Genomic DNA, 26,985 nt, shown 5'->3' on the forward strand with positions numbered 1-26,985 from the left:
GCCTCCGTTATTGGCGAGCGGCGGCGACAGCCACCAACTGATAACCACCGTCGACGGGCAGGAAGCTGAAATCCACCGCCGTTCCCGCAGGCAATGCGGTGAGCGATGGCGATGAAGGGAGTTGGAAACTCATGGTCATGGGCGGCCAGTTGAGCGCCGGAATAGCCTGGTGCGCGATGGACACCTTTCGCTCATCCCAGGCCTTGATCACGCCCTGGCTATGGATTTCGACGTCAGGTTTTACGGCAGAATGTTGCATCGCCATATCGGCGGCGCTGGCGGCAGAGGAGAAAAACAGGGTGATCAATACAACGGCAAATAAATTACGCATAACGGGTACTCCATTAAATAGTTAACAAACGCGGGTGGCCGTCAGGGACGGCAAAGCGGTTGTAAGAGCTATTCACGGAACCGACAGAAAACTATCTCTGTCGGCGGGCCTGTTATCGGGGGTGTTTGCCAGGTATTAACCGGGATAGAAAGTGACGGGGAAGGCGCAATAACGGCCCATTCGCTGCTGATCGGCAAGGCGGCTAACGTCAGGTTGGCGTGGTCCTGTTGGGCTGACTCCGGTACACAGTGTTTCTCACACAGTGGCCCCTGGGTTTGCATCTGTTCCGACGACGGCAGGCTGTTTTGCATATGCATCATATGCTGGGCCATCGGCGCTTCGCCGCTGAACTGCAGGTTACAATTATGGCTGGCCAGCGCCAGTTGGCTATTCAACAGCAGCCAGCAGACGACCAATAACCATGCGCCAGCCCGCTTTTTAGCAAAGCGCAGACGGTGCATGGATAAAGAGATGGACGCCAAAGCCGACATCAGGTCATTCCAGAGCGGGAGATGGCGGAAGTATATCGACCAAGTGCTTGCGCAGGAAATGGAATTTACACCCGCTGACAAAGCGGCATTCAGCGGCAAAGTGGAAATTAAAATTCTTTGATATCAATCAACCGGTGGCGTCTCAGCCAAAGAAAAAGCCCAGCGCGGAGGCTGGGCTTGATTCGGGGAAACTCACCGACGGAAGGTTATTTGGTTAACGCGATGATACCCAGCGTCAGACCGGCAACCGCCGCCGCACCACCGGCGATGGCGCCTGCGGTTTCCCAGTTATCCTGAGTGGTGCCTTTCATACAGGTGTTGGTGTGCACCAGACGCCCCTGATCGTCATAAACCGGGACACAAGGTGACTCAGTCGCGCACCCAGCCAGAAATGCCGACAGCAGCCCAACCGCAATTAACTTTTTCATACTTTTGCCTCAATGTTCGATCACTCTGAAATGCGACGCCGAGTGATATTCGCGCTATTGAGCCATTGTATGCGCAAAAGGCTGAACGAAGCGTTAATGATCCGTCAGAAGATGTAATTTGGGATAACTCCGAACGGTCCCCGCCAAGATCTGCAGGCAATAAAAAGCCCGCGAAAACGCGGGCTTGATCGACAACCTTGAGGCCGGAATTACTTCTGCAGTTTACGCATGACCAACGTGGCGTTGGTGCCGCCGAAACCGAAGCTGTTGGACATCACGGTAGTCAGCTCACGTTGAGTCGGCTGAGTCACGATGTTCATGCCTGCGGCTTTCTCATCCAGGTTTTCGATGTTGATGCTCGGCGCAATAAAGCCGTGCTCAACCATCAACAGACTGTAGATCGCTTCCTGCACGCCGGCGGCGCCCAGTGAGTGACCGGTCATGGCCTTGGTGGAGGAGATTGCCGGGGTGTTGTCGCCAAACACTTCACGGATAGCGCCCAGTTCTTTCACATCGCCAACCGGCGTGGAAGTCCCGTGCACGTTCATGTAGTCGATTGGGGTATCAACGCCCTGCATTGCCATCTTCATGCAACGCACTGCGCCTTCGCCTGATGGTGCAACCATGTCTGCACCGTCAGAGGTCGCACCGTAGCCGATGATCTCGGCATAGATGTGTGCGCCACGCGCCAGAGCGTGTTCCAGCTCTTCGACTACCACCATACCGCCGCCGCCGGCGATGACGAAACCGTCACGCGCTGCGTCGTAAGTACGGGAAGCTTTTTCCGGGGTGTCGTTGTAGCTGGTGGACAGTGCGCCCATCGCATCGAACTCACAGGCCATTTCCCAGCACAGTTCTTCACCGCCGCCGGCAAAGACCACGTCCTGCTTGCCCAGTTGGATCAGTTCAACCGCGTGGCCAATGCAGTGTGCAGAGGTTGCGCAGGCTGAGCTGATGGAATAGTTAACGCCACGAATTTTGAACGGGGTTGCCAGGCAGGCGGAAACGCCTGAAGCCATAGCCTTGGTCACCATGTACGGGCCAACGCCGCGCAGGCCTTTGGCACGCATGCCGTCGGATCCAGCAACCTGGTTGCGTGGAGAGCCGCCACCTGAGCCAACAACCAGACCGGTGCGATCGTTGGAAACCTGATCGGCAGCCAGACCTGAATCTTTGATGGCTTCTTCCATGGAAAGATAGGCATAAACGGACGCATCGCTCATAAAGCGCATCACTTTACGGTCGATCAGACCGGTGGTGTCCAGTTTAACATCGCCCCATACGTGACTACGCATGCCGGAATCTTTAAGCTCCTGGGAGAAAGTGATCCCAGAACGTCCTTCCTGCAGGCTCGCCAGGACCTCCTGCTGGTTGTTACCAATGCTGGAGACGATTCCCAGGCCAGTAATCACTGCACGTTTCATTCAGTACCTCTTCCACAATTTTACATTCGGGATTTTGCATCGCACTTTAGCGTACAGATGTACGCCGAACAAGTCCGATCAGCGTTTTTCAGCTTTATTCTTATCCAGTTTGCGCCATAGCGCCAGCGCCGTTAGAATCCCGTCACCCCTTGAGTTACGAGCAACCAACCGTGAGCCACGCCCCGATCCAAACCGCAGCGTTATCCTGGAATGAACAGGGTACACCTGTTTCGAAACAGTTTGATGACGTCTACTTTTCTAATCAGGATGGGCTGGAAGAAACCCGCTACGTGTTTCTCAAGGGCAACCGACTGCCACTGCGTTTTGCCGAACACCCTCGCCCGCTGTTTATCGTCGCGGAAACCGGCTTCGGCACCGGACTTAATTTTTTAACCCTGTGGCAGGCCTTTACCGGCTTTCGTGCAACCACGCCGAACGCCACGCTGCAGCGACTGCACTTTATCAGCTTTGAAAAATTCCCGCTGCTGCAGGCCGATCTGGCGGCGGCACATGCGCGTTGGCCGGAGCTGGCCCCCTATGCCGATGAGCTACGGGCCCAATGGCCGTTACCGCTGCCGGGCTGCCACCGCCTGCTGCTGGCGGAAGGCCGCATTACGCTCGACCTGTGGTTTGGCGACGTGAATACGCTGCTGCCGCACTTTGACACCAGTATGAACCGCCAAATCGACGCCTGGTTCCTCGACGGGTTCGCCCCGTCGAAAAATCCGGATATGTGGACCGAACAGCTGTTCGCCGCCATGGCACGCTTTGCCCGGCCGGGGGGCAGCCTTGCCACCTTTACCGCCGCCGGCTTCGTGCGTCGCGGGCTTCAGCAGGCCGGGTTTGAGGTCATCAAGAGCAAAGGTTTCGGTCAGAAACGTGAAATGCTGATTGGCGAACTGCCTGCCGATGCGCCCGCGATTGCCCATCCCACCCCCTGGCTGTTGCGCCCGGCGGCGGAGCATACCGACGATATCGCCATCATCGGCGGCGGTGTTGCCAGCGCCTTGACCGCCCTCGCCCTGTTACGACGGGGTGCGAAGGTCACGCTGTACTGTGCCGATCCGCAACCGGCCGAAGGAGCATCCGGCAACCGTCAGGGCGCGCTCTACCCGTTGTTGAACGGCCGGGGGGATGCACTGGAAAACTTCTTCAGCGCCGCCTTCCTGTTTGCCCGCCGTCAGTATGATGCGCTGGTACAACAGGGCGTGGCGTTCGATCACCAGTGGTGCGGCGTCAGTCAGTTAGCTTTTGATGAGAAGAGCGCCGGGAAGATTGCCAACATGCTGGCGGTTGAATGGCCGCAGGAACTGGCCATGGCGGCCGATCGCACCGCGCTCAGCGCCCTGTGCGGCATTGACAGCGGTTTTGGCGGCATTAGCTACCCTCAGGGCGGTTGGCTGTGCCCGGCCGAGCTGACGCGCAGTGCAATTGCCCTGGCGCAAGCTCAGGGGCTGAGCTGTCAGTATCAATCTGATGTCCGCGCTCTGACCGCCACCGACAGCGGCTGGCAGCTCAGCTTCAGTCAGGGTGAACCCCAACAGCATGCAACGGTGATCCTGGCCAGTGGCCATCGGCTTGGCGAACTGGCGCAAAGCGAAGCGATGCCAGTTTATGCGGTGCGCGGTCAGGTCTCCCATATCCCCACCACCCCGGTGCTGAGTGAGTTGAAACAGGTGCTGTGTTACGACGGCTATCTGACGCCGGTCAATCCTCATAACCAGCAGCACTGTATCGGCGCCAGCTACCAGCGCGGCGAAACTGCCACCGAATACCGCGAAGAAGAACAGCAGGCCAACCGTGCCCGCCTGCTGCGCTGCCTGCCGGACCAAAGCTGGCCGCTGCAGGTGGACGTCAGCGGTCACCACGCCCGCTGCGGCGTGCGTAGCGCTACCCGCGATCATCTGCCGATGATTGGCGCAGTCCCGGACTTCCAGGCGACGCTGGCCCAGTATCAGGATCTGCAACGCCAATATCAGCGCGGTGAGGCTATTGCCAATGCGCCGAGCTATCCCAATCTGTTTGTGATTGGTGCGTTAGGTTCACGTGGGTTGTGTTCGGCACCGCTGGCGGCGGAAATTTTAGCGGCGCAGCTGTTTGGCGAGCCCTTGCCGGGTGACGCTCAGATGATGGCGGCGTTGAATCCGAACCGGATGTGGGTAAGAAAATTACTGAAGGGGCGTGAGGTTTAATCGCCATTTTACAGGACGCTGTTGCCAGCGCCCTGTAAAGCGGATCAGGCGGTCGGCAACGCGGTTTGGTACAGGGTTTCCCACATGCCATATACCAGAACCTGGTCCGGTGGCGACAGTTCACCGGCGGCGATGGCTTTATGCAGGCTATTTTCCACCTGTGCCTTCAAGGCTTCAGCGGTGTGATCGCCCTGTTCTTCCACTTCGGCAACCGCCAGCGTCAGATGACCGCGCAGGTAGCCACCGGCAAACAGTTCATCATCGCTGGCGTGCTCTACCATGTCATCAATCAGCGCCAAAATGCGCGCTTCGAATTCTGCGATCATCAAATTTCCTCATTAAATAACAAACTGACGGTCAATTGAGATCTTCCGGATAGGGGAAAAGCTCGGCCGTCAGCGATGGCGTATTGTAAAACGATTGTAACGCCTGAATAAAGCGCGCAGGTCTTGTGGGTATTCCCTGTTCCAGCAGCAACAGTACCCGTTCGCGGACTTTACGCTGGAAGGCAATGCGATCCGGCTCGCAATCACCGTTCAGGTTGTCGCAACTGACGTTGAACGGAAAACCGGCCGCCACGCAGAACATCCACTCCAGCGACTGCGGCTTGATTTCTACCGCTTCGAATTCGCTTTGGGTCTGCGCGTCGCGCCCGTCCGGGCAGTACCAGTAACCGAAGTCGACCAGTTTGCGGCGCTGCTCACCGGCAATGCACCAGTGAGAGATTTCATGCATGCCGCTGGCGTAATAGCCATGAGCAAAGACGATGCGGTGGTATGGCAACTCGTCGTCGGCCGGCAGATAGATGGGCTCATCGTCGCCCTTGACCAGTCGGGTGTTGTAATCATCACTGAAGCATTGATTAAAGATATCAATCAGCTGTTCGTATTGATGGGTAGCCTGTGTGTCTGACATAAAAAATCCAATAACCACAAAAATAAAGCGGCAATTATTTCACTTTACCGCTCTCTTGGCATGCTAAATATGCAATGCCAGCCACTGCTGAATTTCCGTACCGTGATTGTCGTATATCAGCTTGCAGCTCATCACCAGCGAAACGATGACGATCATCGGACGGATCAGCTTTTGCCCGCGGGTCATCACCATATGCGCCCCGAGACGGGCCCCCAGCACCTGCCCTACCAGCATCACCAAACCGATACTCCACACCACTTTGCCGCCGATGATAAACAACACCAGGCTGCCAAAGTTGGAAGTGAAGTTCAGCACCTTGGCGTGGGCGGTAGACTTGGCCAGATTGAAACCACACAGCGTCACATAGGCCAGTGCGTAGAAGGAACCGGCACCGGGGCCAAAGAAGCCATCGTAAAAGCCTACGCAGCCACCCGCCACCAGGCCAAACGGCAAGGCGCTCAAACGGCGCTGCCGGTCACTTTCTCCCAGACGCGGGGTCAGCAGAAAGTACAGGCCGATGCCGATCACCAGTAACGGCAGCATTTGCCGCAGCAGATCGGCACGCATGTGCTGCACCAGGATGGTCCCAGCGACGGAGCCGATCAGCGCCAACAGGATCGTCAGTTTCTGATCCTTGAGATCGACGGCTCGCCGGCGGATAAAGTACAGGCTGGCGGAGAAGGAACCGCCCACCGATTGCAGCTTGTTGGTCGCCAGCGCCTGCGCCGGGGGAACGCCCACCGCCAGCAACGCCGGCACGGTCAACAGGCCACCACCACCGGCAATCGAGTCGATAAAACCCGCCAGCAATGCCACCACAAACAAGACCCCGAGCATCTCGGGGCCAACGACGAACCAATCCATTTATTATTCCGCAGCGAAATGGTTATTCAGCAAAGTCTGACAGGTTGGCGGTAAAGGCGGCGGTACCGGTTTACCCGGTTTGGCACTTGGCTGATGCGGGACGAACCAGCTTGCCAGTTCGGCACCACAGCCGTCACCCGGCGGCGGGGTATCCTGTTCTTTACACTCCAGGCTACCGGCAGGACAACGCAGACGCACATGCATGTGCGCACGATGCCCAAACCACGGCCGTACCTTGTGCAACCAGTCACGATCGGCACCGGCATCCAGGCACAGACGCTGCTTGATCGCCGGATTGACGAAGATGCGCGTCACTTCCTGATCCTGCGCCGCCGCTTTGATCAACGTTTCAATCTGCGGCTGCCACTGGCGTGCGACCACCTGCTTGCCGTCGCTGGAAACCAAATCGATCGGCTGCGGCTTCAACAGTTGTTGTGCACTCCAGCGTTGGCGCGGCAACTGTAGCCAGATGTCGACATCAAGCCCGGACTGGTGGCTGGCATGACCGCTGCTAAAGCGCCCGCCGGCCGGCATCGCCATATCGCCGATCAGCACCGTACCGAGGTTTTTTTGGTTCGCCTTGCTGCTCAGACGCTGAATAAACGCCAGCAAATCCGGGTGACCGAAGTAGCGGCGTTGATCGGGACGCATCACCTGATAATCCGGCGAGTTCAGCGGCAGCGGCTGGGCGCCGATCACGCAACCATTGGCAAAACCGCCCACCGCCTGCGGCGCACCGGCCACCGGGTGATCGATTTTCTGCCACGGCGTCAACGCCATGACAGAGCCCGAAGCCATCAGGGCAACGATGCCCAACATCCAGTTTTTCATGGTGATTACCAGCGTGGAACGTTAGAAACCACATCACCGTTCTGCGCACGTTGGCGCAACAGGTGATCCATCAGCACAATCGCCATCATCGCTTCGGCGATCGGTACCGCACGGATGCCTACGCAAGGGTCGTGGCGGCCACGGGTGACCATTTCCACCGCTTCGCCCTGGCGATTGATGGTTCTGCCCGGCACCATAATGCTGGAAGTCGGTTTCAGCGCCAGATGCGCAATCACCGCCTGGCCGCTGCTGATGCCGCCGAGAATACCGCCAGCGTGGTTGCTCTGGAAACCTTCCGGGGTGATTTCATCACGGTTTTCGCTGCCGCGCTTGGTCACTACAGCAAAGCCGTCGCCAATTTCCACGCCTTTAACCGCATTGATGCTCATCAGCGCATGCGCCAAATCCGCGTCGAGGCGGTCAAACACCGGTTCACCGAGGCCAACCGGCACGTTTTCTGCCACTACGCTGACCTTGGCACCAATGGAGTCGCCCTCTTTCTTCAGCGCGCGCATCAGTTCGTCCAAGGCTTCCAGCTTGTCTGGATCCGGACAGAAGAACGGGTTCTGTTCGACCTGCTCCCAGTCTTTCAGCTCACATACGACATCACCGATTTGCGCCAGATAACCGCGCACCTGTACGCCAAATTTCTGCTGCAGGTATTTCTTGGCGATTGCCCCTGCCGCAACGCGCATTGCGGTTTCACGCGCCGAAGAACGGCCACCGCCACGGTAGTCGCGCACGCCATATTTTTGTTCGTAGGTATAATCGGCATGTCCCGGACGGAACACGTCTTTGATGGCACCGTAGTCCTGCGAGCGCTGGTCGGTGTTTTCTATTATCAGCCCAATGCTGGTGCCGGTGGTCACGCCTTCAAACACGCCGGAAAGAATACGCACCTGATCCGGCTCGCGGCGTTGAGTGGTGTAACGCGAGGTGCCCGGACGGCGGCGGTCCAGATCGTGCTGCAAATCAGCTTCGGTAAGCGGAATGCCCGGTGGCACGCCGTCTACGATACATCCCAGCGCCACACCGTGAGATTCACCAAAAGTGGTGACGCGGAAAATCTGCCCAATACTGTTTCCTGCCATCGCGGATCCTTACCCTTGATTATTATCTTTGTTGGGCCCGCCACAGCAGGCCCGAAGAATGCTTAGCTGCGGTAGAGGCTGAAATGATCCTTGCAATCTACCAGTTGCTGTTTGGTCAGCATGAACACCCCGTCACCGCCGTTTTCAAACTCCAGCCAGTTGAACGGAATATCCGGATACTGTTCCATCAGATGTACCATGCTGTTACCCACTTCACAAATCAGCACGCCGTCGTCGCTCAGGTAATCCGGCGCACAGGCCAGAATGCGACGCACCAGCTTCAGGCCGTCGCTGCCCGCCGCCAGGCCCAGCTCAGGTTCAAAGCGGAATTCCTGCGGCAGATCGGACATGTCTTCCGCATCGACATACGGTGGGTTGGTGACGATCAGATCGTACTGGATCGCGGGAACGTCGCGGAACAGATCGGAACGGATCGGGGTCACCTGCTGTTCAACACCCAGCGCCTGAATATTGCGCTCGGTCACCGCCAGCACGTCGGCGGAGATGTCTACCGCGTCTACTTCTGCTTCCGGGAAAGCGTAGCCGCAGGCAATGGCGATACAGCCGCTGCCGGTACACATGTCGAGAATATGGCTCGGCGGATGAGGGATCAGCGCGCTAAAGCGATCGTTGATCAGTTCGCCAATCGGAGAACGCGGAACCAGCACGCGCTCATCGACATAAAACTCCAGGTCACAGAACCAGGCTTTGTTGGTCAGGTAGGCTACCGGAATACGCTCGTTGACGCGGCGGATCACGCGTTCAACGATGCGGTGGCGCTCGCTGGAGGTCAAACGTGCAGTGTGCATGTCCTCTGGAATATCCAGCGGCAGGAACAGGCTTGGCAGCACCAATTGCACCGCTTCGTCCCACGGATTATCGGTTCCGTGACCATAGTAGATATCGGCGGCGTTAAAACGGCTTACTGTCCAACGCAGCATATCTTGAATGGTGTGCAGTTCATTCACTGCTTCCTCGACGAAAATTTTGTCCAATTTGCCCTCCGGCAGGCACTGTGATTCATGATTTAGCCGCATAGTTTGCCATGAAGCCCGCGACAAATCACGCTAACCCCTTGCGCTTTTCATTTTGGCGCGAATTTTGCGTCGACAGATACCCGCGACACGGTAAACTACCGCGATAAATGATTTCCGGTGAATAAAAAATGAAGAACAAGCACCCTCTGAGCAAAGATGAATTGCAGCTCTTCAGAGAGTCGGTAGTAGACGCAAAAAAGCTGCGTCAGGACACCATTGTCCACCGTAAACCCAAGCCAAAAACCAAACAAATTGCTCCGCAGCGCCTGCTGCAGGAGCAGGTAGACGCCAGTTATTATTTCTCGGATGAATACCAACCGCAGTTGGAAGAGGAAGGGCCGACGCGCTATGTGCGCCCCGGTTACAGCGCCTTTGAGCTGAAAAAATTGCGTCGCGGCGACTATTCGCCAGAACTGTTTCTCGATTTGCACGGCCTGACCCAAATGCAGGCCAAGCAGGAGTTGGGCGCATTGATCGCCGCTTGTCGACGCGAACATGTGCACTGCGCCTGTGTGATGCACGGCCACGGCAAGCACATCCTTAAACAACAAACCCCACTGTGGTTGGCACAGCACCCCGACGTACTGGTATTCCATCAGGCGCCCAAAGAATGGGGCGGCACGGCGGCGATCCTGCTGCTGGTCGAACTGGCCGAGTAAACTGCAGAAATGACAAAGGGCGATGTTAAACATCGCCCTTTTGTTTGGGACCGGCCTGCGGCCCCTACACTTTAGCCATCACCTGTGACGGACTGACCTGCCATTCAAATTTACCGCAGCTGCCGTCAGCCGCCAGATCGACATTGGCGATCGCCGAGGTGGCAAACATCGGCGGGCATTCACCCGGGCAAAGTTCTGCCACCAGGTAACCCACCAGCGGTAAGTGGGAGACGATCAGCACCGAGGTAATCCCCTGCTGCGCCAGCACCTGCAGATAACTGCCTACCAGGCTGGCATCCCCGCCCGGCGTCAGCTCAGGCAGCACTTCTTCGCTTGCCGGCAAGCTTAAGGCTTCGCGCACCGTGGCCAGCGTCTGCTCGGCCCGCAGGTAAGGGCTGACCAGCACTCGTTCAATATCCACAGACTTGGTGTTTAACCAGGCCGCCATCTGACGTGACTCATCACGGCCACAAACAGTAAGAGGTCTTACCGAATCGCTGGCCGCATCAAGTGCCGCCTCTCCGTGACGCATAATCAAAACTTGCATATTGCACCGCTGTTGTTGACAAAATAACGCTATACAGAAACGCCGAGCGTGCTGTATCGCCGAGTTTTACAACCCCAAAGCAAAAGCTTTGAAACGATAACGCGCCGTCTCTTTATGGCGGCCGGGCATTTTGCCTGAAAGTTCACGTAAAGAAAACGCTGTTTTTTACATCAATGACGTCTTGATACCCATTAGACGCTCACTTAACAACCAATTCAACAGGTTAAATTTTAACCTTTTCATCATGAATTTTATTGATGGCGGCCAAGGTTTCACCGCCATCGGGTTACGTTACCTCGTCCCTATCTCCCTGTATAGGGTCCGGGATTACCGGTGTTGCAAGGAGTGATAACGATCACAATGCACCCTTGATCCTACTCTAGTACAAATCACGTCACCGTGCCGCTCATGCCCCCTGCGGGTAGAAGCGCTCACCCTGCTGAGCCATGCGCTGCAAGCGTTCACAGGGCGCAAAATATTCCCCGTGCTGTCGCTGCAGGTGCTCCAGCGTTTTAACCACCTTATCGGCACCCAGCTGATCCATATAGCGGAATGGCCCGCCAAGGAAGGGTGGGAAGCCAATGCCGAACACCGCGCCGATGTCACCGTCGCGTGCACTGCGGATCACACCTTCGTCCAGACAGCGCGCCGCTTCGTTCAGCATCATCATCACGCAACGCTGTGCGATAACCGCCGGCTGCAAATGCGACTTCGGTGTAATACCCAACAGAATATACAGCGAGGTATCGGCACGTTTGTTCCGCTGGCGCTGCTGGCCTTCGCTCGGATACAGATAGAAGCCACGGCCGTTTTTGCGCCCTTTTCGCCCGTCTTTCAGCACCGCCTCGAAAGCCGCCGGGGCGGCAAAGCGCGGCCCCAACTGTTCCACCAGCACCGGAATAATCTTGGTACCGACGTCAATGCCCACTTCATCGAGCAGGGTTATCGGCCCCACCGGGAAACCGAAATCGACCAGCGCCTTGTCCAGCGCTTCGATAGGCTCGCCTTCCAACAGGCAGCGCGCCGCTTCATTTATATAAGGAGCCAAAATGCGGTTCACGTAAAAACCGGCGCGATCGGCCACCACAATCGCCGTCTTGCCCTGCTTGTGCGCCAACGCCACGGTGGTGGCTATGGTTGCTTCACTGGTCGTGGCATGCGGGATCACCTCAACCAACGGCATTTTATCTACCGGGCTGAAATAATGCAGGCCGATCACCTGCTCCGGCCGCTGCGCCCTGGCGGCGATCTGGCCAATTGGCAGCGATGAGGTATTGGAGGCAAAAATGGTGTGCGGCGCAGCGTGCTGTTCGATCTCTGCCACCATCTGCTGTTTCAGGGACAAGTCTTCAAACACCGCCTCAATCACCACATCCACCTGTTCAAAGCCGGTGTAATCGGTCGAGCCGGAGATCAGCATCATCTGCTTTTGCCGCTCCATCGGGCGCATGCGTTTGCTGCGAACCCGCTTGCTGAGCACATCCCAGCTGTATTTCAACGCGTGGTTAATGCCCGTTTCGTTAACGTCTTTAATTCGTACCGGCAGGCCGCCGCGCGTGGCGGTGACGCACGCGATACCCCCGCCCATCAGGCCGCCACCCAAAATACCGATGCGGTGCAACTCATGGGGTTGAGCATTGCCACCGCGCTCTTTCTTCAGCGTGGTGGAGGCGAAGAACAGGCTGCGTAACGCCGCCGACTGCGGCGTCATGGCCAGTTCGCCAAAGGCGCGAGCCTCGGCTTCATAACCGCTGGCACTGCCGTGATCCAGGCCGGTGCGCACCACCTGAATGATGCGTTCTGCTGCTGGGTAGTTACCGTGGGTTTTTTCCCGCGTTTTCTTGCGCACAATGCTGAACAGCAGGCTTTTCCCCAATGGGCCGTTGAGCAGACGCTCCTGCCATGGCAGTTCACGTCGGCTCTGCCAGCCCTGTTTGACTCGCTCGATAGCAGCCTGCAACAAAATCGACTGAGGCACCGCATCGTCCACCAGACCCATGCGCAGTGCCTGACGCGCCCGAATATGTTTGCCAGTCAGGATCATGTCCAGCGCCTTGCTGGCACCAATCAACCTTGGCAAACGCTGGGTGCCGCCGGAACCCGGCAGCAAACCCAACTGAACTTCCGGCAGGCCGAGGGCGGTTTTATCATCCAGTGAACAGACGCGACCGTGGCAGGCCAAAGCCAACTCCAGCCCACCGCCAAGACAGGCACCGTGAATAGCCGCCACCACCGGAACCTGGAACGCGGCAATCTGAGCCAGGGTGCTCTGCCCTTTTTTCGCCAGCACCTCGGCTTCTTTGGCGGTGCTACAGGCGGCAATCATGGTGATGTCCGCACCGGCAATAAATGAGTCCGGCTTACCGGAAATGATCACCAGCCCTTCCAGTGCCGGGTGCTGCTGTGCGCGGATCAGTACGTCGTTAACCTGCTCGACAAACTCGGCCTTCAGCGTATTCACCTTGTCACCCGGAACATCAATGGTGATCACACCAATGTTGTCCGGACGTATCGTCAGTTGAAAGGCTGAGGGTTTGGCTCGCTGTTCGTGCAATGCATTTTCAAAACTCATTATTCCACCTCTACGATCATTGCGGCCCCTAACCCCCCGGCGGCGCAGGCGGTGGTCAACCCCAGTCCGCCGCCACGGCGTTTCAGCTCGTGCAGCGTTTGGGTGATCATACGCGCACCGGTAGCGGCAAACGGGTGGCCGTAGGCAATCGAGCCGCCCAATACGTTGAATTTATCCATGTCTACCACGCCAATGGCCCGGCTGCGACCCAATTTTTGCTGAGCGAACTCGTCGCTGGCAAACATCTTCAGGTTGGCCAGGGTTTGTGCGGCAAAGGCTTCGTGCATGTCGATCAGTGTCAGGTCGGCCAGACCGATGCCGGCGCGATCCAAGGCCAGCGGCGTGGCGTAAGACGGCCCGAGCAGCATGTCTTCCCACACGTCGATAGCGGAGAAGGCAAAGCTGCGCAGGTAGCCCAGCGGCTGCAGGCCCAATTCTTTCGCTCGCGATTCACTCATCATCAGTACCGCTGCCGCACCGTCGGTCAACGGCGTGCTGTTGGCGGCAGTAACGCTGCCATGCTTACGGTCAAATGCCGGTTTCAGCTTCGCGTAAGAAGCCAGGCTGGAGTCTTTGCGGACGTTATTGTCTTCGGTGATTTGCGTGCGGTATGGCGGCACGTAGGCGGTCATCACCTCATCGTGCAACAGCCCCTGTTCCCAGGCTTTGGCCGCCAACTGATGAGAACGGTGCGCCAGCGCATCCTGCTCTTCCCGGGTGATGCCGTGGCTTTTCGCCATTTGCTCGGCAGTATCACCCATACGCAGGCCGGTAGAGTATTCCGCCACCGCCGGGGGGACCGGCATCAGGTCACGGAACTTCAGTCGGCTGAACAGCTTGAGGCGCTGCGACAGGGTGCGGGCCTTGTTGACGTCCACCAATGTACGCGCCAGCGCCTTGCTGACGCCAATAGGCAGTACGGAGGAAGAGTCAGCGCCACCGGCAATGCCGATACTGATGCTGCCGGCCATGATGCTTTCCGCCACGTTGGCAATCGCCTGGAAGCTGGTCGCACAGGCACGCGACACGCTGTAGGCATCGGTATGCACACTCATGCCGGTGCCGAGCACGATTTCACGCGCGATATTCGGTGCTTCAGGCATTTGCACCACCTGGCCGAACACCAATTGTTCAATCAATGCAGGATCGATACCGCTGCGGGCCAACAATTCACTCACCGCCGTTTTACCCAAATCCACCGCCGGAATACCGTGATAAGCGGTCGCCTGTTTGGCAAAGGGGGTGCGCAGTCCATTTACAATCGCAATACGGTCACCGTGACGGGTCACCAACGGCAGTGCCTTACTCATAAACGCTCCTGAAGAGAATAACGTCAGCGCAACGGCTAAAAAGAGGTCTGACCTGATGGGGTCATTGTTAACCAAATGTTTATATTTGGCAAACCGGCAGAAGTGAAAACTGAGAGCAGGAGCAACTTTCTAAGCGGGGATAATCGGGGTAGTCAGCGGCGCGGGTGAACCCCGCACCGTTTTAAAGCAGCAATTAACGCAGGCCGAGCTGGAAAATAAAGGTTTCTGCCTGGCAGGCAAAGGTGAAATCAGCCACCAGTTCCACACCACCGTCAACCGGTTTAATGCTACTGCTGATGTCGCAAGGGTCGGATTCCACACTACGGGCTTTTTCAGTCAACACCGCCAGCATTTTCTCTGCATCTTGCTGATTAGCAAACACCTGGCTGTAGGAGGCGGTGCAATCGGTATTGTCCATGACGGTACCGACATCAACACAGCAACAAGCGGCAGTTTCCTGGGCGCTACATTTATTAAGTGCATTTGACATGATTAATTCTCCTCAGGGATCGCCATGACGCGGATCTGAATTGCCATTTAACTACTGGCGCAAAGACACAAGATTCTGCGCTCATTTTACTCTGCGACGAAACCGATCACTAGCACTTACTTTTTATAGGTGTTTTAAGTGATGGAAATCACAAATGAAAATCGTCGTCTGCTAAGGAATGGTAAGAATTTTGTTATCTATCGCTGGTTTTTTGTTAGCCAGATCTCTCTTTTGATATCAATTTGGAAATATTTCAAAAACAATGTTGCAACATTCTCACAGGTCGGACCTATAATTCAGCCACTGGTCTGATTTGTCTGAATGGGATCGGACCCTACAATCGCGCGCTTCCTTGTTACTTTATGTAACATGTTTAAATAATAAACACATAAAATGAGGTTTTGGTCATGAGCCAGAAAAACCTATTTACTAAATCAGCTCTCGCAGCTGCAGTGGCAATTATTTCTTCAAACGTGTCTGCCGCAGGATTCCAGCTGAATGAGTTCTCATCAGCTGGTTTGGGACGTTCGTATTCTGGCGAAGGCGCCATGGCAGACACTGCGGCTTCCGCCAGTCGCAACCCGGCCTTGTTGATGATGTACACTCGCCCAGAGCTGTCTTTCGGCGCGGTGTTTATCGATCCGGACGTGGACATCACCGGCAAGTCACCTTCTGGTGCCAGCCTGGATTCTAAAAATATCGCCCCTACCGCCTGGGTGCCGAACCTGCACTATGTGCAGCCGATTAATGACCAATTTGCCGTGGGTGCCTCTGTCACCAGTAACTACGGCCTGGCTACCGAATTCAACGACGGCTATACCGCAGGCGCTTACGGCGGTAAAACTGACCTGACCACCGTAAACCTCAACCTGAGCGGTGCTTATCGTCTGAACCAACAATTCAGCTTCGGCCTCGGTTTTGATGCGGTTTATGCCAAAGCCAAACTTGAGCGTTATGCGGGTGAATTGCCGAAACTGCTGGCAGGCTCGGGTCAATTGCCGCCTCAGTTGGCTGGCCCAGTTTCACAGATCCCGGCGGATACCCAAATATCTCACCTGAAGGGTGATGAATGGGGCTTTGGCTGGAATGCCGGTATTCTGTATGAAGTCGACGAAAATAACCGCTATGGCTTAACTTACCGCTCCGAAGTGAAAATCAAGTTTGATGGCGATTATAAGAGCAGCCTGCCATCGGCTTATAATCCAATCCTGGGCGCCGCAGGTCTGCCTATGGGCACCAACGGTAGCACCATTCCAGGCTCTCTGGATTTGAACCTGCCGGAAATGTGGGAAATCTCAGGCTACAACAAGGTTGCGCCGCAGTGGGCTGTTCACTACAGCCTGGCTTACACCAGTTGGAGTCAGTTCCAGGAGCTGAAAGCTACCGGCAACAACGGCCAGACGCTGTTCGAGAAGCATGAAGGCTTCAAAGACGCTTACCGCATCGCGCTGGGTACCACCTACTTCTACGACGATAACTGGACCTTCCGTACCGGTATCGCCTTCGATGACAGCCCGGTACCGGCTCAAAACCGTTCTATCTCTATCCCGGATCAGGACCGTTTCTGGCTGAGCGCCGGTACCAGCTACGCGTTCAACAAAGACGCTTCGGTTGACGTCGGTATCTCCTACATGCACGGTCAGAAAGTCACCATTAAAGAAGGCCCATACACCTTCGAATCGGTGGGCAAGGCCTGGCTGTACGGTGCCAACTTCAACTACCGCTTCTAATCCTTTCGACGATGAAGCCAAAGCGCCCCCCGGGGCGCTTTTTTATTGCCGACACATTCACAAGGCAAAAAAAAACCCGCCGGATGGCAGGTTCTTTATCTTCGCTAACCGAGGTTATTGCGAGTCGATCTCGTCCAGATCGCCCTGGATCGCCTGGGCGTTCGGGTTAACTTCCGGCTTCAGCGAGCCGCCGTTCGCCAGGAAGTCGTTGCGCTGGAAGTAGGCTTCACGCACCATCAGGTACGGATCGGAAGAGTTGTGCAGCAAGCCGTCGGAATCCAACAGTTCGGCGCGGGTTTCAATCCCCTCAACCACCCATTTGCCCGCCGACATCCAGAAGGTCAGGTAGCTCAGCACCGGATAAACGGTATCTGCCCAGTCACCGCCCTCTTCACGCAGAGTGAAGCTGCCATAGCCCGGCAACATCACATAAGGGCCATAACCGACACCATAATGCCCCAGAGTGCTACCGAAACGGTTCGGCTCTTCACGCGCCAGTTTCGGGTTAGCCATGCCAGCCACGTCGATCAGGCCGCCCATCCCCAGAAGGGTGTTGAGGAAGAAACGGTTGAAGTGGATCATCCCCTTGTACGGATCGCCCTTCAGGAAGGAGTTGACCATACTGGCCGGTTCTTCCAGGTTGGAAGTGAAGTTGCTGATACCATTACGCGCCGGCATCGGCAGATAGTCACGCCAGGCCACGGCCACCGGGCGCAGTACGTACGGATCCAGGACGTTATAGTTAAAGTTGAACATCGTCCGGTTAAATCCTTCCAGAGGATCGGATCGCCCTTGTGGTTCATCTTGTGGCGCGCTGGCACAGCCCACCAATAACACCGTTGTGAAAGCCAGCCCAGTCAGGCGAAAGTTCATATTCTTCTCCATGAAAACACGTTCGGTCTTTTATTCAGGGGACCTGTTTGTTTATCTGAACGTCAATTTGCTCTTTACCACTGAAATTCTGCAGCGCACTCTCACCGAACCAGTCACCCGTCTGTGGCGTGGCCAGACCATCCTGAGAAATCCGCACCCGTACCTTGACCTGATGCTGAGCCGAAAGCAGGCGCTCAGGCATCATGGCGTTGCTGTCATCCAGGGAGAATGACAGCGGGAAACGGCTTAAGGGCAGTTGTTTTACCGCCACCGGCACCGGGTTGGTGCCATCGGTCACAGAGATCACCAGCGTCCCCTGCGGCGGTAAAGCGTTACTCGCCTGCGGCGATAACGTCACGTTAATACCAAGTTTAACAGTTTCTCCGCCCGCCTGGGATTTTGCTTGTTCAATGCTGCGCTTTAACACCTCGGCGCGCTGATCGTTAGCCGGCAGCAGTTTCAACATCACCTGCCAGGCACCGATCGCCTGCTTGAAATCACCCTGTTCGAAGGAGTTAAAGGCCAATAAGCTCAGCACCCGCAGATTGGTATGATCTTCGGCGATCATTTTGCGCAGCATCTGCGTGGCCTGCTTGTTATCCTCTGGATCGTTGGATCGCGTCAAGACTTCCGCGTAGCCGAGACGAACTTCCAGACTATTCGGATCCAGTTGATAAGCATGAGCGAATGCCTGAGTCGCGGTGGTGGCGTTATTCAGTGCCATACCTACCCGGCCCAGCATCATCCAGTCGTTGATATTACGATCGTCCTGTTGGAGTGAGGTACGCAGGCCCAGGCCGAGACGGGCAATCTCTTCCATACTCAGCGGCTGAGCGCGTTCATTGGCAACCCGTGCGCGCAGATCCGGCATTTGAGCTTCCACCTGCTGCCAGTCCAGCACCTGCGCCAGCCCACCGGTTTTCAGATAAAAACCCAGGGTGACCACCACCAATAACGCGACGCCGGGTACCAGCGCCCAACGGTTGATCGGTTTCGCCTGCGCTTCCTGCTGACCGGGAATATCATTCAACAGGTTTTGCTGCAGCTCCTTCACCAACTCCGGACGTTCGGCAACCACCCCCTGCTCTTCGTCCTGCTCCAGCTCTTGCAGACGGTCCTGATAAAATGCTTTGTTCAGCGTATCGCGGCTAGCGGCAGTGCTTTTGTCGCTTTGGCGCATCGCCGGCACCACCAGCAACGCCGCAGCGCCAACCAGCAATACAATAATAATCAGCCAAAAAGCCATTAGGGTTTCTTCCTGTCAGTCTCTTTCAGCAGCGCCGCCAGACGCTGTTGCTCCTGCTCGGAGAATTCATCGTTAGCGTTAGCGGCACTGCTGCGGCGACGGCGGGTACGCAGTATCACCACCGCACCGCCGATCAACACAAACAGCAACGGGCCAACCCACAGGATCAGCGTCGCCGGGGTCACCGGCGGCTCATAGGTGACGAAATTGCCGTAGCGCGCCACCATGTAATCGATGATCTGCGGCTTGCTCTGCCCCTGCATCATCAGCTCGTATACCTTGGTACGCATGTCCGCCGCGATGATGGCGTTAGAGTCGGCAATGCTGTTGTTCTGGCATTTCGGGCAGCGCAGTTGCTCGGTCAGTTCACGGTATTGTTGTTCCTGCTCCACCGATTTGAACTGATAGGTATCAATAGCCGCAGCGGCGCTCCAGCTCAGCAGCGCGGCAAACAGCAGAGCAATGAGCCTCATGCCTCACCCCCGTACTTTTTGTACAGCGGCAAGACTTCCTGCTGCCAGACGCGTTCGTTCATATCCCCGGCGTGGCGGTAACGAATAATGCCTTGCCCGTCGATCAGGAAGGTTTCCGGTGCGCCGTACACGCCCAGATCCAGCCCGAGCATGCCGTCGCCGTCATACAGGCTGAGCGCATAAGGGTTGCCCAGCGAATTCAGCCAGGTCACCGCCTTGCTGCGATCGTCTTTATAGTTCAGCCCCACCACGCGAATACCGCGCGCGGCCAGCGTATTGAGGTATTGATGTTCGGCCCGACAGGTTGGGCACCAGGTGGCCCAGACATTCAGCAACATCGGCTTGCCATTGCGCAGCACCGCCTGATCGTAAGTCTTGCCGGGGTGATCGAGCGACTCCAGCTTGAAGGCCGGTACCGGTTTGCCGATCAGCGCCGACTCCAGCATGGTCGGATCCTCACCACCGGCATTGCGCGTCAGTTGCACCATAAACGCCGCCACCAGCAGCAGGAACAGGATTAACGGGATAAACAGCAGCTTACGGTTCATGCCTGCTCCTCCAGTTTACCTGCACGCTTGAGTTTTTTGCTCATCCGATAGCGCGGATCGAGAATACACAGGATGCCGCCAATCGCCATAAACACGCCACCGAACCAGATCCAGCGTACGAAGGGTTTATAGTACAACCGCACGGCCCAGGAGCCGTCGTCCAGCTCTTCCCCCAGCGCCGCGTAAAGATCACGGCTGAAGCCGCCGTCGATAGCCGCTTCGGTCATCATGCTGCGCGCCACGCTGTAGTAGCGTTTTTCCGCGTGCAGCGTCGCTTCCGGCTTACCGTTACGCGTAACGTCGATGATACCGACACCGCCGGTGTAGTTCGGCCCGCGAATATCGTGCACATCGCGGAACACAAAGTGATAGTTATGGATATCCACGCTGTCGCCGGCCTTCATGCGCACATCACGTTCCACACTGTAGTTCTGGCTGAAGGCAATACCGATCACCGTCACTGCTACGCCAAGGTGACCCAGTACCATGCCCCAGTGACTGCGGGAGAGATGGCTCAAACCACGCCAGAAACCGTGACGGTGGGTGGCACGCTCGTGCAACTCCATCAGCGTCAGGATAATCACCCAGACCGCCATGATCAGCCCCACCACCGTCATGCCGGCGATGCTGTCTTGCAACAGCCACGGCAGCAGGATCGACAGCACCAGCGTAATCACCAGCGCCACGCTCAGACGACGCCACAGCTTGGTTGGTTCATCACGACGCCAGCGCACCAACGGGCCGATGCCCATCAGCAACGCCATCGGCGCCATCAGCCAGGTAAACATGGTATTGAAGAAGGGTTCGCCGATAGAAATACTGCCCAGGCCGAGCTGTTTATGCACCAGCGGCAGCAGCGTGCCCAACAGCACCACCAGCATCGCGGCAATCAACAGTACGTTGTTACCCAGCAGGAAGGTTTCACGCGAGAAAGTCTCATGCTGCACCCGGCTGCGCACCTGCCCACCCTTGACGGCGTACAGCAGCAAAGAACCGCCGATCACAATCACCAGATAGGCGAGGATAAACATACCGCGCGCCGGATCGGAGGCAAAGGAGTGCACCGACACCAGCACGCCGGAGCGCACCAGGAAGGTCCCCAACAGACACAGCGAGAAGGCGGTAATCGCCAGCAGCACCGTCCAGGCCTTGAAAGTCCCGCGCTTTTCGGTCACCGCCAGCGAGTGCATCAGCGCCGTACCGGCCAGCCACGGCATAAATGAAGCGTTCTCTACCGGATCCCAGAACCACCAACCGCCCCAGCCCAGTTCGTAATAAGCCCAGGCAGAGCCCAGCACGATACCCATGGTGAGGAACACCCAGGCCGCAGTGGTCCAGGGACGCGACCAGCGTGCCCAGGCGGTATCGAGCCGGCCGGCCATCAGTGAGGCAATCGCAAAGGCAAAGGCCACCGAGAAACCAACGTACCCCATATACAGCAACGGCGGATGGAAAATCAGGCCGATATCCTGCAGCAGAGGGTTGAGGTCACTGCCGTCGATCGGGAAATTCGGCAAGGTGCGGGTGAACGGGTTGGAGGTCATGATAATGAACAGCAGGAAGCCTGCGGTAATCATGCCCATCACCGACAGCACGCGTGCCACCGCATCCTGTGGCATCGAACGGCTGCACAACGCCACCGCCAGCGACCAGCAGCTCAGCAGCAGCACCCACAACAGCAGCGATCCCTCATGGGCACCCCAGGTGGCGGCGATGCGGTAATACACCGGCAGTTGCGTATTGGAGTTGGCGGCCACATAGGCCACGGTAAAATCATTGGTGACAAAGGCATACACCAGGCAAATGAACGCCAGCGCAATAGCACCGAACATGCCGTAGGTCAGTGGACGCGCCACCGCCATCATACGGCGATCCTGACGCGCAGCGCCCCACTGCGGGTAAATACTCAGCAGCAGCGATATCGCCAGCGCCAGGCACAGCAGAAAACTTCCCGTTTCCGGCATCATGATTTGGCGCCCTCATTCTGTGGGGTAGCGTAAGCCGAAGCCGGCCCCTTATGATTTTCTTTCATCGCGTCGGCCACTTCCGGCGGCGTGTATTTTTCATCGTGTTTCGCCAGCACTTCACGCGCGTTCACCACGTTGCCTTCACCCAGCACGCCCTGCGCCACCACGCCCTGCCCTTCACGGAACAGATCCGGCAGAATGCCGGTGTAGGTGACGTCGATCGCACCGCGCGCATCATAGACCTTGAAGCTGACCTGCAGCGTTTTCTGATCGCGTTTCACCGAGCCGGGCATCACCATGCCGCCGATTCGCAGGCGTTGGCCCACCTCCGGCTTCTCATGATTTTCGCCCTTGCCCTGCAGAATTTCGCTCGGGGTATAAAACAGATCGATGTTGGAACGCAGCGCATACAGCATCAGGGTCGCGGTAAGCGCAACGCCGATCAGCACTACGATCGCCAGATACAGGCGACTTTTACGACGTGGATTCACAATGATTTCTCCCGCGGGTTGGCGGATTTTTGTTTCGACTGCTGCGACTGACGAATGCGTCGCTCGCGCGCCTGACGGCGGCCGATCTCATCGAGCAATTGCCGACGCTGCCAGAAAGTATGAGCCACCAGGCCCAACAACGAGAGCAGCGTGACGGCTACCGCCAGCCAGACGTAGAAGGCATAGCCCCCCATAGCGAAAAACGCCTGCCAGGAAGTAAATGCGGCATTCATGGTTGGCGCTCCTTATTGACCAGCCCGGCGACCCACGGGCGCTGACTTTCCTGAGACAAAATCAAATTGCGCAGGCGCATCAAAGTGAGGGTAATAAAGAACAGCAGGTAGCCGAGGATCGCCCAGCGCAGCGGGGTGCGCATACTTGGCGCGATACTCTGTTGCATATTGGTCGATCCCTGATGCAGCGTGTTCCACCATTCGACCGAGAAATGAATAATTGGGATGTTCACCACCCCCACCAGTACCAGAATACCGGCGGCGCGGCCCGCCAGGCGGCGGTCTTCAAAGGCGTTGTACAGCGCAATAATGCCGATATAAAGGAACAGCAACACCAGTTCAGAGGTCAGGCGCGCGTCCCACACCCACCAGGTGCCCCACATCGGCTTGCCCCAGGCGGAACCGGTGACCAGGGCAATAAAAGTAAATACCGCGCCGACCGGCGCCATGGCAGCCACCACCGTATCGGACATTTTCATCTGCCACACCAGACCGATGAACGCCGCTACCGCCATCGAACCGTAAATCCCCATCGACCACATGGCGGCCGGGACATGGATATACATGATGCGGAAGCTGTCACCCTGCTGATAATCCTTGGGGGCAAAGCCAAAACCCCATACCCAACCCAGCAGCAGGCAGGCCGCACCGGCCAGCCCCAACCAGGGGATAAAGCGGCCACAGACACGATACAGCCGTTCAGGCTGGGCAAATTGATGTAACCATTTCCACATTGTCGTCATTGCTCACGGTAAATTTATACGGTGGCCGCCCCGTTGACCAAGGCGACGAAAATTACAGTGCGGTGGAACACGCTCTTGATGGCGTTAACCCGCATTTCAATAAGTTAGCTAGTGCACGCTCACACGCAGCGCCGCTGCGGTGGCGAATGGCGCCAGCGTTATACTGCCCGCCAGCATCGCGCCCAGAATCGCCAGGTAACCGTCTATCGGCATGCCCATAGACGCAGCATCAATGGCGGCGGTGGAAAATATCAGCACCGGTATATACAGTGGCAACACCAACAGGCTCAGTAATACACCGCCCTTGCGCAGCCCGACGGTCAGTGCCACACCAATAGCGCCGATCAGACTCAGCGTCGGCGTCCCCAACAGCAGTGTAAACGCCACCGCCAGCCAGGTATTCATATCCAACGACAGTAACAACGCCACCAGCGGCGACAGGATTAACAGGGGTAAGCCTGTTACTACCCAGTGAGCACACACTTTGCCTAGCACCGTCATTGGCAGCGGCGTCGGCAGCAACAGCAGTTGCTCCAGCGAACCATCCAGAAAGTCATCGCGGAACAAACGCTCCAGCGACAACAACGCCGCCAGCAGCGCGGCGACCCAGATAATCCCCGGCGAAATACGCGCCAGTAACTGCGGCTCTGGCCCGATCCCCAGCGGAAACAAGGTGATAACGATCAGGAAGAACCACAGCGGATTAACGATTTCCGACCCTTTGCGAAAGGCAATCTTCAGCTCACGGCGCAATATAGTCAAAAACATCAAACACTCTCCGCGCGGTTTTCCGTCAGGCTGATTTTTCCTACCGCCTGCGTTACGCCGGCCAAATCCTGATGCGTGGTCAACAATACCATGCCGCCCTGCTGTGCATGTTGCTCAAAAAGGCTAATTAATTCAGCCACGCCCTGCTTGTCGATGGCCGTCAGCGGCTCGTCCAGGATCCACAGCGGGCAATCACTGAGCCACAAGCGCGCCAGTGCTACCCGGCGCTGCTGCCCGGCGGAAAGCTGCGCCACCGGCAAATCCTCGTAGCCCACCAGCCCGACCCGCTCCAGCGCCTGCCAAATGGCCTGACGATCGGGCGTGGTACGTACCGCCTGGTAAAACTGCAGGTTCTCAAAAGGTGTTAACTGGGCTTTAATTCCCGGCTGATGGCCGAGAAACAGCAGATCCTGGTAATAACGTTCGCGATGGCGCAACGTATTTTTCCCGTGCCAGCAAACTTCCCCCCCCTCCGGCCGCGCCAGACCGGCCAAAATACGCAACAGGCTGGTTTTGCCCGCGCCGTTCGGCCCTTCCACCTGAATAATATCGCCCGGTTTCACCGTAAAGCTTAACCCGCTAAACAGGGTGCGCTCATCGCGGACGCAACTCAGATTTTTAGCTTCCAGCATCGGGAGAACTCATATTTTTCTTTGGGATAGCGATCATAGCATAAGCCATGCTGCGGCACGTAGCCCGCCGCGGGTCACTCAGCTACTCCAATAGGGGTAATATTGCGCCCCAGATCAATAATGCGAAGAAAAAACCGACGGCGTTAAACTCTTGTTACTTTTTTCTGCAATTTGCGACATGGCTTTCGCCGTGCCGACACGCCAACTATGCTTAATCCGTGACCCAGACAGCAGTTAAAGGAGAGAGCAGATAATGAGCGACCCACAACAGCGCCCTGATACAGATAGCGACGATCATCTGCAGGTGGAGAGCAAGGAGCATGAACAGGGCAAGAGCGAAATAGAGGTAAAGGAACAAAACCTGCCCTCACGCGCGGCAGCGGTGCATGAGCAGATCCGCATGGAGGGTGAGAAAGAGCTGGAACGCGATTGGCTGGCTTTACTGTGGTCAGCGGTGGCCGCCGGGTTGTCGATGGGGGCTTCACTGATGGCAAAGGGCATTTTTCATGCCCGTTTACCGGACGACCCCAGCCGCTTCTTTATCGAGAATATTGGCTATACCTTTGGCTTTATCATTGTGATTATGGCCCGCCAGCAGCTGTTTACCGAAAATACCGTGACCGCCGTGCTGCCGATCATGCATAAACCGACGCCGAGAAATTTCATCATCCTGTTCCGCCTGTGGGGCGTGGTGCTGCTCGGCAACCTGATTGGCACCGGGCTGGTGTCACTGGCGTTTATTCACATGCCGATTTTTGATGAAAACACCCGCAGCGCCTTCGTTAGCCTGTCGGAAGAGGTGATGCAAAACTCACCGTCAGAAATGTTCGCCAACGGTATTATTGCCGGCTGGATCATCGCCACCATGGTGTGGATGTTCCCTTCCGCCGGCGCCGCCAAGATTTGGGTGATCGTCCTGATGACCTATCTGGTGGCGATCTGCGATCTGACCCATATCGTGGTCGGATCGGTCGAGATCCTTTATCTGGTGTTTAGCGGTGTGATCCCCTGGCAAGAATTTATCTATCCGTTCGCCATACCGACGCTGGCCGGCAACATTATCGGCGGTACCTTTATCTTTGCGTTAATCAGCCATGCACAGATCCGCAATGATATGAGTGATAAAAACAAAGCGGCGCGGCTGGAGGCAGAAAAACAGACTGCCAAGGCGAGAAAACCGTGATCGCGGTCAGCGCAGCACACGAAATTCCGCGCATATTGGCGAGGGAATGAGCAAACGCACCGCTAAGCGCTTATTCTGCGGGTAAAAAAAGGTATACTGCCCCGGCAGCCTCAGGTTGCCAGCCCGCAGCGTCCCCGTAGTTAAACGGATATAACAAGCCCCTCCTAAGGGCTAGTTACTGGTTCGATTCCAGTCGGGGACACCATTAAGCCTGCCTATTCAGCACTTTCGCCTCCCCAAGCTCCCTTGCCTCACCAGGCCTTAAAACTTCCCGTGTTATCAGCATGATGCATCACCCTGCCTCACAATCTGGCGCAAGGTCGACTATTAAAGGTATAATCTCACACACGATTTAATTGATTTTAGAAACGAACATGACAAAACTCACATTACAAGAGCAGATGCTTAAAGCCGGATTGGTCAACAGTAAGAAACTGGCGAAAGTGCAGAAAACCGCTAAAAAATCGCGAGTTCAGGCTCGTGAGGCCAGAGAGGCGGTGGAAGTCAATAAAAAGGCACAAGTTGAACGTGATAAACAGCTTAGTGAGCAACAAAAGCAAGCGGCCTTGTCTAAAGAGTATAAAGCTCAGGTTAAACAGTTAATTGAAATGAACCGGATCGTTATTTCAAAAGGCAATGTTAGCTATAACTTCACAGACAATAATTTAATTAAAAATATCAGTGTGGATAAAGCGACGCAATCCCAGTTAATCAGTGGTCGTCTCGCCATTGCGCGCCTGGTTGCTGATAATGGCCTTGATAACGATTACGCTATTATCCCCGCAATCGTGGCAAATAAAATTGCGCAGCGTGATGCCAGCAGCATTGTAGTCAGTAATGTGCTGAGTCAGGAGGATCAAGACGATGAAGATCCGTATGCCGATTTTGTCGTGCCTGATGATCTAATGTGGTAAGA

At 56.5% G+C, this 26,985-nt stretch carries 29 protein-coding genes and 1 tRNA gene; 6 read left to right on the forward strand and 24 right to left on the reverse strand.

Annotated features, from left to right (window positions below; translation table 11 throughout):
* Positions 1-7: 7 nt before the first annotated feature.
* From QOT07_RS17670 to fabB, 4 genes are all read right to left on the reverse strand, one after another.
* Complete coding sequence (locus QOT07_RS17670; RefSeq protein ID WP_261427962.1) at positions 8-331, reverse strand: copper-binding protein; 324 nt, start codon at positions 329-331, stop codon at positions 8-10.
* 68 nt (positions 332-399) lie between these two features.
* Positions 400-822: a hypothetical protein gene (locus QOT07_RS17675; RefSeq protein ID WP_099065663.1), complete on the reverse strand. Its 423-nt coding sequence runs from the start codon at positions 820-822 to the stop codon at positions 400-402.
* Positions 823-1,028: 206 nt separating this feature from the next.
* Positions 1,029-1,250: a putative periplasmic lipoprotein gene (locus QOT07_RS17680; RefSeq protein ID WP_283603666.1), complete on the reverse strand. Its 222-nt coding sequence runs from the start codon at positions 1,248-1,250 to the stop codon at positions 1,029-1,031.
* A 209-nt stretch (positions 1,251-1,459) separates the two neighbouring features.
* Positions 1,460-2,674 (reverse strand): beta-ketoacyl-ACP synthase I, encoded by a 1,215-nt coding sequence (gene fabB, locus QOT07_RS17685; protein ID WP_012146081.1) that lies wholly within the window; start codon positions 2,672-2,674, stop codon positions 1,460-1,462.
* Between the two features lie 170 nt (positions 2,675-2,844).
* On the opposite strand from fabB, the gene mnmC reads away from it, so the two are divergent.
* A complete protein-coding gene (gene mnmC, locus QOT07_RS17690) occupies positions 2,845-4,866 on the forward strand; it encodes a bifunctional tRNA (5-methylaminomethyl-2-thiouridine)(34)-methyltransferase MnmC2/FAD-dependent 5-carboxymethylaminomethyl-2-thiouridine(34) oxidoreductase MnmC1 (protein ID WP_283603667.1) in 2,022 nt (673 codons plus the stop codon).
* 44 nt (positions 4,867-4,910) lie between these two features.
* On the opposite strand, the gene QOT07_RS17695 is transcribed toward mnmC, so the two are convergent.
* From QOT07_RS17695 to prmB, 6 genes are all read right to left on the reverse strand, one after another.
* Positions 4,911-5,192, reverse strand: coding sequence for a YfcL family protein (locus tag QOT07_RS17695; protein WP_099065661.1), 282 nt, complete (start codon positions 5,190-5,192; stop codon positions 4,911-4,913).
* Between the two features lie 31 nt (positions 5,193-5,223).
* A complete protein-coding gene (locus QOT07_RS17700; RefSeq protein ID WP_283603668.1) occupies positions 5,224-5,781 on the reverse strand; it encodes an elongation factor P hydroxylase in 558 nt (185 codons plus the stop codon).
* Between the two features lie 63 nt (positions 5,782-5,844).
* Positions 5,845-6,645 carry a sulfite exporter TauE/SafE family protein gene (locus QOT07_RS17705; RefSeq protein ID WP_261425381.1) on the reverse strand — a complete coding sequence of 267 codons (801 nt, stop codon included), beginning with the start codon at positions 6,643-6,645 and terminating at the stop codon, positions 5,845-5,847.
* Positions 6,646-6,648: 3 nt separating this feature from the next.
* Entirely contained in the window at positions 6,649-7,476 is an 828-nt protein-coding gene (gene mepA, locus QOT07_RS17710; RefSeq protein ID WP_099065658.1) for a penicillin-insensitive murein endopeptidase, read from the reverse strand.
* Positions 7,477-7,481: 5 nt separating this feature from the next.
* Entirely contained in the window at positions 7,482-8,567 is a 1,086-nt protein-coding gene (gene aroC / locus QOT07_RS17715; protein WP_219016708.1) for a chorismate synthase, read from the reverse strand.
* A gap of 62 nt (positions 8,568-8,629) precedes the next feature.
* A complete protein-coding gene (gene prmB / locus QOT07_RS17720) occupies positions 8,630-9,562 on the reverse strand; it encodes a 50S ribosomal protein L3 N(5)-glutamine methyltransferase (RefSeq protein ID WP_037423765.1) in 933 nt (310 codons plus the stop codon).
* Between the two features lie 170 nt (positions 9,563-9,732).
* On the opposite strand from prmB, the gene smrB reads away from it, so the two are divergent.
* Positions 9,733-10,263, forward strand: a complete 531-nt coding sequence (gene smrB / locus QOT07_RS17725) for an endonuclease SmrB (protein ID WP_099065657.1) — start codon at positions 9,733-9,735, stop codon at positions 10,261-10,263.
* Positions 10,264-10,327: 64 nt separating this feature from the next.
* Here smrB and sixA read toward each other — a convergent pair whose 3' ends face one another.
* The 4 genes from sixA to QOT07_RS17745 form a co-directional block, all read right to left on the reverse strand.
* Positions 10,328-10,810: a phosphohistidine phosphatase SixA gene (gene sixA, locus QOT07_RS17730; RefSeq protein WP_099065656.1), complete on the reverse strand. Its 483-nt coding sequence runs from the start codon at positions 10,808-10,810 to the stop codon at positions 10,328-10,330.
* Between the two features lie 406 nt (positions 10,811-11,216).
* Positions 11,217-13,382 carry a fatty acid oxidation complex subunit alpha FadJ gene (gene fadJ / locus QOT07_RS17735; RefSeq protein ID WP_283603669.1) on the reverse strand — a complete coding sequence of 722 codons (2,166 nt, stop codon included), beginning with the start codon at positions 13,380-13,382 and terminating at the stop codon, positions 11,217-11,219.
* The gene (gene fadI, locus QOT07_RS17740; protein ID WP_099065654.1) at positions 13,382-14,692 is read right to left on the reverse strand and encodes an acetyl-CoA C-acyltransferase FadI; all 1,311 of its coding nucleotides are present in this window, start codon (positions 14,690-14,692) and stop codon (positions 13,382-13,384) included. Before fadI ends, fadJ begins: the two co-directional genes overlap by 1 nt.
* A gap of 193 nt (positions 14,693-14,885) precedes the next feature.
* Complete coding sequence (locus QOT07_RS17745; RefSeq protein WP_099065653.1) at positions 14,886-15,182, reverse strand: YfcZ/YiiS family protein; 297 nt, start codon at positions 15,180-15,182, stop codon at positions 14,886-14,888.
* 407 nt (positions 15,183-15,589) lie between these two features.
* On the opposite strand from QOT07_RS17745, the gene fadL reads away from it, so the two are divergent.
* A complete protein-coding gene (fadL, locus tag QOT07_RS17750) occupies positions 15,590-16,912 on the forward strand; it encodes a long-chain fatty acid transporter FadL (protein WP_112348796.1) in 1,323 nt (440 codons plus the stop codon).
* 114 nt (positions 16,913-17,026) lie between these two features.
* On the opposite strand, the gene mlaA is transcribed toward fadL, so the two are convergent.
* The 10 genes from mlaA to ccmA all read right to left on the reverse strand — a co-directional run bounded on the left by mlaA (position 17,027) and on the right by ccmA (position 24,886).
* A complete protein-coding gene (mlaA, locus tag QOT07_RS17755; RefSeq protein ID WP_129936593.1) occupies positions 17,027-17,785 on the reverse strand; it encodes a phospholipid-binding lipoprotein MlaA in 759 nt (252 codons plus the stop codon).
* A 34-nt stretch (positions 17,786-17,819) separates the two neighbouring features.
* Positions 17,820-19,031 (reverse strand): c-type cytochrome biogenesis protein CcmI, encoded by a 1,212-nt coding sequence (gene ccmI, locus QOT07_RS17760; RefSeq protein ID WP_283603671.1) that lies wholly within the window; start codon positions 19,029-19,031, stop codon positions 17,820-17,822.
* Positions 19,031-19,504, reverse strand: coding sequence for a cytochrome c-type biogenesis protein (locus QOT07_RS17765; RefSeq protein ID WP_085117898.1), 474 nt, complete (start codon positions 19,502-19,504; stop codon positions 19,031-19,033). The genes ccmI and QOT07_RS17765 overlap by 1 nt, the downstream gene beginning before the upstream one ends.
* On the reverse strand, positions 19,501-20,052 hold the full coding sequence (locus QOT07_RS17770; protein WP_112348792.1) for a DsbE family thiol:disulfide interchange protein: 552 nt from the start codon (positions 20,050-20,052) through the stop codon (positions 19,501-19,503). The genes QOT07_RS17765 and QOT07_RS17770 overlap by 4 nt, the downstream gene beginning before the upstream one ends.
* Positions 20,049-22,019, reverse strand: a complete 1,971-nt coding sequence (locus tag QOT07_RS17775; RefSeq protein WP_283603673.1) for a heme lyase CcmF/NrfE family subunit — start codon at positions 22,017-22,019, stop codon at positions 20,049-20,051. The genes QOT07_RS17770 and QOT07_RS17775 overlap by 4 nt, the downstream gene beginning before the upstream one ends.
* Positions 22,016-22,510, reverse strand: a complete 495-nt coding sequence (gene ccmE / locus QOT07_RS17780) for a cytochrome c maturation protein CcmE (RefSeq protein ID WP_012146100.1) — start codon at positions 22,508-22,510, stop codon at positions 22,016-22,018. Before ccmE ends, QOT07_RS17775 begins: the two co-directional genes overlap by 4 nt.
* Positions 22,507-22,743: a heme exporter protein CcmD gene (gene ccmD, locus QOT07_RS17785; protein WP_012146101.1), complete on the reverse strand. Its 237-nt coding sequence runs from the start codon at positions 22,741-22,743 to the stop codon at positions 22,507-22,509. Before ccmD ends, ccmE begins: the two co-directional genes overlap by 4 nt.
* Positions 22,740-23,477 carry a heme ABC transporter permease gene (locus QOT07_RS17790; RefSeq protein WP_012146102.1) on the reverse strand — a complete coding sequence of 246 codons (738 nt, stop codon included), beginning with the start codon at positions 23,475-23,477 and terminating at the stop codon, positions 22,740-22,742. The genes ccmD and QOT07_RS17790 overlap by 4 nt, the downstream gene beginning before the upstream one ends.
* Positions 23,478-23,594: 117 nt before the next feature.
* Positions 23,595-24,254, reverse strand: a complete 660-nt coding sequence (gene ccmB, locus QOT07_RS17795) for a heme exporter protein CcmB (protein ID WP_099063697.1) — start codon at positions 24,252-24,254, stop codon at positions 23,595-23,597.
* Positions 24,254-24,886, reverse strand: coding sequence for a cytochrome c biogenesis heme-transporting ATPase CcmA (gene ccmA, locus QOT07_RS17800; protein ID WP_283603674.1), 633 nt, complete (start codon positions 24,884-24,886; stop codon positions 24,254-24,256). The genes ccmB and ccmA overlap by 1 nt, the downstream gene beginning before the upstream one ends.
* Positions 24,887-25,139: 253 nt before the next feature.
* On the opposite strand from ccmA, the gene QOT07_RS17805 reads away from it, so the two are divergent.
* The 3 genes from QOT07_RS17805 (at position 25,140) to QOT07_RS17815 (ending at position 26,983) form a co-directional block, all read left to right on the forward strand.
* Positions 25,140-26,069: a formate/nitrite transporter family protein gene (locus tag QOT07_RS17805; protein ID WP_283603675.1), complete on the forward strand. Its 930-nt coding sequence runs from the start codon at positions 25,140-25,142 to the stop codon at positions 26,067-26,069.
* A gap of 130 nt (positions 26,070-26,199) precedes the next feature.
* Positions 26,200-26,274, forward strand: a tRNA-Arg gene (locus QOT07_RS17810).
* Between the two features lie 169 nt (positions 26,275-26,443).
* Positions 26,444-26,983, forward strand: a complete 540-nt coding sequence (locus QOT07_RS17815; RefSeq protein WP_261141461.1) for a DUF2058 domain-containing protein — start codon at positions 26,444-26,446, stop codon at positions 26,981-26,983.
* Positions 26,984-26,985 lie beyond the last annotated feature (2 nt).

This window comes from Serratia proteamaculans (assembly GCF_949794035.1).
Classification (GTDB): Bacteria; Pseudomonadota; Gammaproteobacteria; order Enterobacterales; family Enterobacteriaceae; genus Serratia; species Serratia proteamaculans.